Annotated in this window: 4 protein-coding genes; 3 read left to right on the forward strand and 1 reads right to left on the reverse strand. The window is 76.1% G+C overall.

The window, feature by feature from the left end; all coding sequences use genetic code 11:
• Positions 1–65 precede the first annotated feature (65 nt).
• The 3 genes from ACI8AF_RS02260 (at position 66) to ACI8AF_RS02270 (ending at position 5,601) form a co-directional block, all read left to right on the forward strand.
• Positions 66–1,709, forward strand: coding sequence for a LytR C-terminal domain-containing protein (locus tag ACI8AF_RS02260; RefSeq protein WP_456538028.1), 1,644 nt, complete (start codon positions 66–68; stop codon positions 1,707–1,709).
• Between the two features lie 92 nt (positions 1,710–1,801).
• The gene (locus ACI8AF_RS02265; protein ID WP_456538029.1) at positions 1,802–4,732 is read left to right on the forward strand and encodes an alpha/beta fold hydrolase; all 2,931 of its coding nucleotides are present in this window, start codon (positions 1,802–1,804) and stop codon (positions 4,730–4,732) included.
• The gene (locus ACI8AF_RS02270) at positions 4,729–5,601 is read left to right on the forward strand and encodes an ABC transporter permease (RefSeq protein WP_456538030.1); all 873 of its coding nucleotides are present in this window, start codon (positions 4,729–4,731) and stop codon (positions 5,599–5,601) included. Before ACI8AF_RS02265 ends, ACI8AF_RS02270 begins: the two co-directional genes overlap by 4 nt.
• An 89-nt stretch (positions 5,602–5,690) precedes the next feature.
• On the opposite strand, the gene ACI8AF_RS02275 is transcribed toward ACI8AF_RS02270, so the two are convergent.
• On the reverse strand, positions 5,691–6,040 hold a 350-nt coding region (locus ACI8AF_RS02275; protein WP_456538031.1), incomplete at its 5' end, for a hypothetical protein.

Below are 6,040 nucleotides of genomic sequence, written 5' to 3' on the forward strand. Positions count from 1 at the left end.
ATTTGGTCACCGTGGGGAGGCACGCGGCGCCAGGCAGTGACGTACCGGACCGGGGGGACGCCCCGGTGGCCGGTGGCCGTCGGCGTACCGACGTGCCCGACCTGCGCCGTCCGGCGGGCGAGCTGAGCGACCACCCCACGACCCCCGGCCGGCGCCGGGGCGACCGCGAGGACCTGCCGCACGAGCACGCCGTCCCGACGCCGGTCAGCCGCCGGCCACCGGTTCCCCCCGTGCCGCCGCGCCGCGTCGGGCCGCAGACCACCGTCGCCCCCTTCGCCGTCCCCGGTCCGGAGGCGCAGCCCGACAAGTACTCGCCCGAGCGGCTGGCGGAGACGCCGCTGCCGGGCACGCCCCCGCCCGGCCTGCCCCTCGGCGGCGCCGCGCAGCGTCCGCAGCCGCCGGCCCGGCCGGTGCCGCCGCCGTCCCTCCCGGACGGCCACCCGTCGGCGCCGATCTCCGAGTGGCCGCCGTCGCGCCCGGCCGAGCCGCCGGCCCGCCCGGCCGAGCCGCCGGCCCGTCCTGCCGCGGCCCGTCCGGGGGCCGCCCGCTCCGAGCCGGTGACCCGGACGGCGGAGACCCCGGTCGGGGAGACCCGCGCCGAGCGCTCGCCGCACCCGCCGGTCGCGCCGAAGCCGGTCCCCGCCCGCTCCGCCGCCCCGGAGCCGTGGGCCACCGGGCCCACCGGTGCCCGCGCCGACGAGCCCCGCCCCGCGTCGGCGGCACTGGCCGCCGGTCTCGGCACCGCCCCGCGCCCGGCCGGCCTCCACCCCTCCGGCCCCGTGTACGGCGACTGGACGCGCCCGAGCCGCTCCGGCGGGGAGTCCGGCCGCGTGGCCCCCGGGCCGATCCCCGCCTCCGACGAGTTCCCGGCCCCGGCGCCGGCCACGTCCGCCATCCCCGAGCGCGAGATCACCCGCGGTCGCGTCGTCGGCGCCCAGGACGACCTCGACGACCGGTACGACGGCGACCGGTACGACGACGAGCCGTACTCCGACGAGCTCGCCCGGGCCGCCGGTCCGGTCACGTCCCCGGACACCGGGCCGTCGACCCAGGTCCGCGGCGGCCGGGCCGCCGACCGCGCCCGGCGCCAGGCGATCGACGTCGAGCGGCGCAAGGAGCTCAAGCGCCAGGGCGAGACGATGACCGCCCGCGCCTACCTGGACGGCGACGACGACCCCGCCCGCCGCTCGCCGAAGCGCGCGGTGCTGGCCCTGGTCGCCGTGGTCCTGGTCGCGCTCACCGTGCTCGGCGTGTACTCGTTCACCTCGCCCGAGACGCAGGAGACCGCGTCGGAGGACCCGGCGCCCACCAGCGCCCCGGCGCCCGACACCGGGATCGCCGACGCGACCCTGCCGCCGCTGGACGTCGGCGCCGGGTCGTCGGCCACCGAGGAGGCCCCCGCGGCCCCGGTCCGCGTGCCGGTGACGGTGCTCAACGCCACCGAGGTCACCGGCCTGGCCGGGCGGATCGCCGGTCAGTTCTCGGGCGCCGGGTGGGAGGCGCCCGTCACCGGCCAGTACTCCGGCGACGACGTCGCGGCCACCACCGTGTTCTTCACGGAGGGCGACGAGACGCAGCAGGAGGCCGCCGCCCAGCTGAAGGAGCAGTTCCCGGAGATCACCGGCGGGCCGGCGGTGCGGTTCTTCGAGATGCCCGCGGGCGCCCCGGCCGGGCTGGTCGTGGTGGCCGCCGGCGAGTGGCAGCCCTGACCCGGTCCGTCTCACGACTGACGCACAGCTGGTTCCGGAACACCGTCCGTTCCTCGCCCGTTGGCCGTCGCGTGCGTCCCCTCCGCGGGCCCGTGCGTCCCCGCCCGCGATCCGCCGGCCGGTCGACGCTCGCCGCCCTGCTCTCCGTGCTGCTGACCGGTGCGTTCGTCGTCCTGCTGCCGGCCGCCCCGGCCGGCGCCGCCGACGACGTCCGCAGCGAGGAGGCGCGCGTCCCCTCGGGCTCCGGCGCGGACGCCGTCGAGCTCGACACCACGCTCTACTTGCCGTCCTCGGCGACCGCCGACGACCCGGCGCCGGCGGTGGTCCTCGCCCACGGCTTCGGCGGCAGCAAGGACTCCGTCGCCGTCGACGCGCAGTTCCTCGCCGAGCGCGGCTTCGTCGTCCTCACCTACTCCGCCCGCGGTTTCGGCGAGAGCACCGGGCAGATCGGCCTGGACGACCCGCGCTTCGAGGTCGCCGACCTCTCCACCCTCATCGACCGGCTGGCCGACCGGGACGACGTCCTGCAGGACGCCGAGGGCGACCCGCGCGTCGGCGTCGCCGGCGCCTCCTACGGCGGCGCGCTGTCCCTGCTCGGTGCCGCCTACGACGACCGGGTCGACGCGATCGCGCCGCAGATCACCTGGAACTCGCTGACCGCCGCCCTGTTCCCCTCCCAGACCGGCACGGCCGACGCCGACACGGTCGCTGCCACCCCGCAGACCGAGGGCACCGGCGTCTACAAGCGGCTGTGGGCCGGCATCTTCTTCGGCGAGGGGTCGGCCGGCCTGCTCAGCATCTTCACCGGCGGGGACGACGACGAGGACGGCGAGGGGGCCGGCGCCGCGACGGCCGACGGCGCGGCGAACGGCGCGCCCGCGCAGCTGCCGGAGATCGACCCCGCCGGCATCGACCCCGAGCAGGCCGAGCAGGCACTGCTGTGCGGCCGGTTCCGCGCCGACATCTGCGCCGCCTACCAGGAGGCCGCGGCCACCGGCACGCTCACCCCGGCGATCCAGGCCGTGCTCGACCGCAGCAGCCCTGCCGGCGTCCTCGACCGGATCACCGCGCCGACGCTGCTCGTGCAGGGCACCCAGGACTCGCTGTTCGGCCTCGGCCAGGCCGACGCCAACGCCCGCGGCATCGCCGCCAACGGGACCCCGGTCAAGGTGGTCTGGTACGCCGGCGGCCACGACGGCGGGGCCTCGGACCGCGTCACCGAGCGGCTGCGGGAGACCGTCGCCGGCTGGTTCGACTGGCACCTGCGCGACGAGGGCGACGACGCCCGCGGCACCGACCCCGGCACCGGCTTCGAGTTCCCGGCCCCGACCGGGCTCGGCGGCACCGGTGGCGGGTTCGTGCAGGGCGGCAGCCAGAGCGTCGTCACCGACGCGTACCCGGGTCTGGACGGCGCCGCGCCCGGCGAGCGCACCACCGTGCAGGTCAGCGGCCCCACGCAGCCCGTGGTCACGCCCGCCGGGGGCACCCCGGCGGCGATCACCACGCTGCCCGGCCTGGGCGCGCTCGGCACCGCCCTCGGCGGTCAGGCGGTCGAGATCCCCGGCCAGTTCGCCGCGTTCGACAGCGCGCCGCTGGACGCCGCCGTCGAGGTCGTCGGCGCCCCCACCGTCGAGCTGACGGTCACCTCGCCCACCGGGACCGCGACCCTGTTCGCCAAGCTCTACGACGTCGGCCCCGACGGTTCGATGACGCTGCCCTCCGGCCTGGTGGCCCCGCTGTCGCTGACCGAGGTCTCCGCCGACCCGGCCGACCCCACCGTCGTACCGGTCACCCTGCCGGCCATCGACCACCGCTTCGAGGCCGGGCACACGCTCCGGGTCGTGGTCAGCACCACCGACCAGGCGTTCGCGCTGCCCGCCGAGGCGGCCGTCTACGGCGTGGGCCTGGCCGCCGGGCTCGGCGACGCCGCCACCGACCTCGCCGTGCCCACGGTCACCGGCACCACCGAGGACACCGCCGGCACGTCGCGCTGGTGGGTGCTGCTCGCCGTCGTCGTCGGGCTCCTGCTGCTCGGCTGGCTCGCCGCCGTGCTGTGGGGCCGCCACCGGCGCCGGCAGATCTCCGAGGTCGACCCCGACGGCGAGGACGTCCCCCTCCGCTTCTCGGGGGTGACCAAGGCCTACAAGGACAAGTTCGTCGCCGTCCGGGACCTGTCGTTCGAGGTGCGGCGCGGCCAGGTCCTCGGCCTGCTCGGGCCCAACGGCGCGGGCAAGACGACGTCGCTGCGGATGCTCATGGGCCTGATCCGGCCGACCGCCGGGCGGATCACCGTCTTCGGCCACGAGGCCGGGCCGGGCGCGCCGGTGCTGTCGCGGCTGGGCTCGTTCGTCGAGGGCACCGGCCTGCAGCCGCACCTGTCCGGGCGGGACAACCTGCGGCTGTACTGGGCGGCCACGGGCCGGCCCGAGGCCGACGCGCACATGGACGAGGCGATCGAGGTCGCCGGCCTCGGCAAGGCGATCGACCGCCCGGTGCGCCGGTACAGCCAGGGCATGCGGCAGCGGGTCGCCATCGCCCAGGCGATGCTCGGCCTGCCCGACCTGCTGGTGCTCGACGAACCGACCAACGGGCTCGACCCGCCCCAGATCCACGCCATGCGCGAGGTGCTGCGCTCCTACGCGCAGACCGGCCGCACGGTGATCGTCTCCAGCCACCTGCTGTCGGAGATCGAGCAGACCTGCACCCACGTGGTGGTCATGGCCAAGGGCCAGAAGATCGCCCAGGGCACGGTCGAGGAGATCGTCGGCACCGGCGGGGCGGTGCTGGTCGGCCTCGCCGACGACGCCGACACCGACCGCGCGATCGCCGTCCTCGAGGCGCTGCCGGGCGTGACCGCCGGGCGCACCGACGAGGGCCTGGTCGCCGACCTCGGCGGCGGCACCAGCCGCGCCGTGGCGCTGCAGGCGCTGATCGCCGACGGCATCGCCGTCGACCAGTTCACGCCGCGCCGGCGGCTGGAGGACGCGTTCCTGGCGCTCGTCGGAGAGGGGCCGGTGCAGTGACCGCGACCGAGCACGTGCAGGCGACCGGCGCGGTCGCCGGGTACCGGCCGGAGCGCACGCTGCGGCTGTCGGTGGAGCTGCGCCGGCAGTTCAAGCGGCGGCGGACGATCGGCGTCGTCCTCGCGATGGTGGCTCTGCCGCTCGTGCTGATCGCCGCGCTGCAGCTGGGCGGCAGCGAGGAGGCGGCGGAGAACAGCCGGATCAACCTGGTCGACGTCGCGACGTCGAGCGGGCTGAACTTCACGCTGTTCGTGCTGTTCGCGACGACGTCGTTCTTCCTCGTCGTCGTGTACGCGCTGTTCTTCGGCGACACGGTGGCCAGCGAGGCCCAGTGGGGGTCGCTGCGCTACACGCTGGCCACCCCGGTGCCGCGGATGCGGCTGCTCCGGCAGAAGTGGTATGCCGCGCTGGTGCTGTCGGTCGGCGCACTGGTCACCGTCACGGCGGTGGCGCTGGTGGCCGGCGGGATCGCGTTCGGCTTCGACGACATCCGGACGCCGGTGGGGGTCACCCTCGACCAGGGCGACGGGATGCTGCGGCTGGCCGGCATGCTCGGCTACCTCGCCGTCCACCTGCTCGTCGTCGGCACGCTCGCCTTCTGGTTCTCGACGATGACCGACGCACCGCTGGCCGCGGTCGGCGGCGCCGTCTTCACGATGTTCGTCTTCGCGATCCTCGACCAGGTCGAGCAGCTCGGCGCGATCCGCGACTGGTTCCCGACCGCGGAGGAGTACGCCTGGACCGACCTGCTGCTCACGCCGGTGGACTCCGGTGACCTGTTCCGCGGGGTGGTCCAGTCGCTGGTCTACGCCGCGGCCTTCACCGCCCTCGGCTTCCGCCACTTCGCCCGCCGCGACGTCACCTCGTAGCGGGGTGGAGTCCCACGACGCGGGAAACGCCGTGTCCTGTCTCCGGACATCTGTCGCAGTGATGTCTCACGACATGTGTCGCAGATGAACTAGGCGGCACACAGTGTGGCGTAGCGCTTGGCCGGGTCGAGGGTGAGCTGGCCGATCAGGTCGCCGTCGAGGGCGTGGAAGCTGACCTGGTTGCCGTTGACCAGGGCGGTGACCTGCTGCCCGCCGTAGCGGGCGCCGAGCCGGACCAGATGGGCGCCGAGGGTGACGGTGCCGTGCGCAATGACGGTGAGCCGGTGCACGGTGGCGTCGGTCTGCAGCGGCAGCTGCGCCGGGCCGCCGTGTGCCGGCGCGGTGTCCCAGGCCCGCTGCGGAGTGGTGCCGACCGCGGAGTGCCGGCGGCGGGTGTTGTAGTGCGCGCGCACCCGGTCCAGGCGGGCCTGCAGCTCGG

It is taken from the genome of Blastococcus sp. SYSU D00669 (assembly GCF_054050715.1).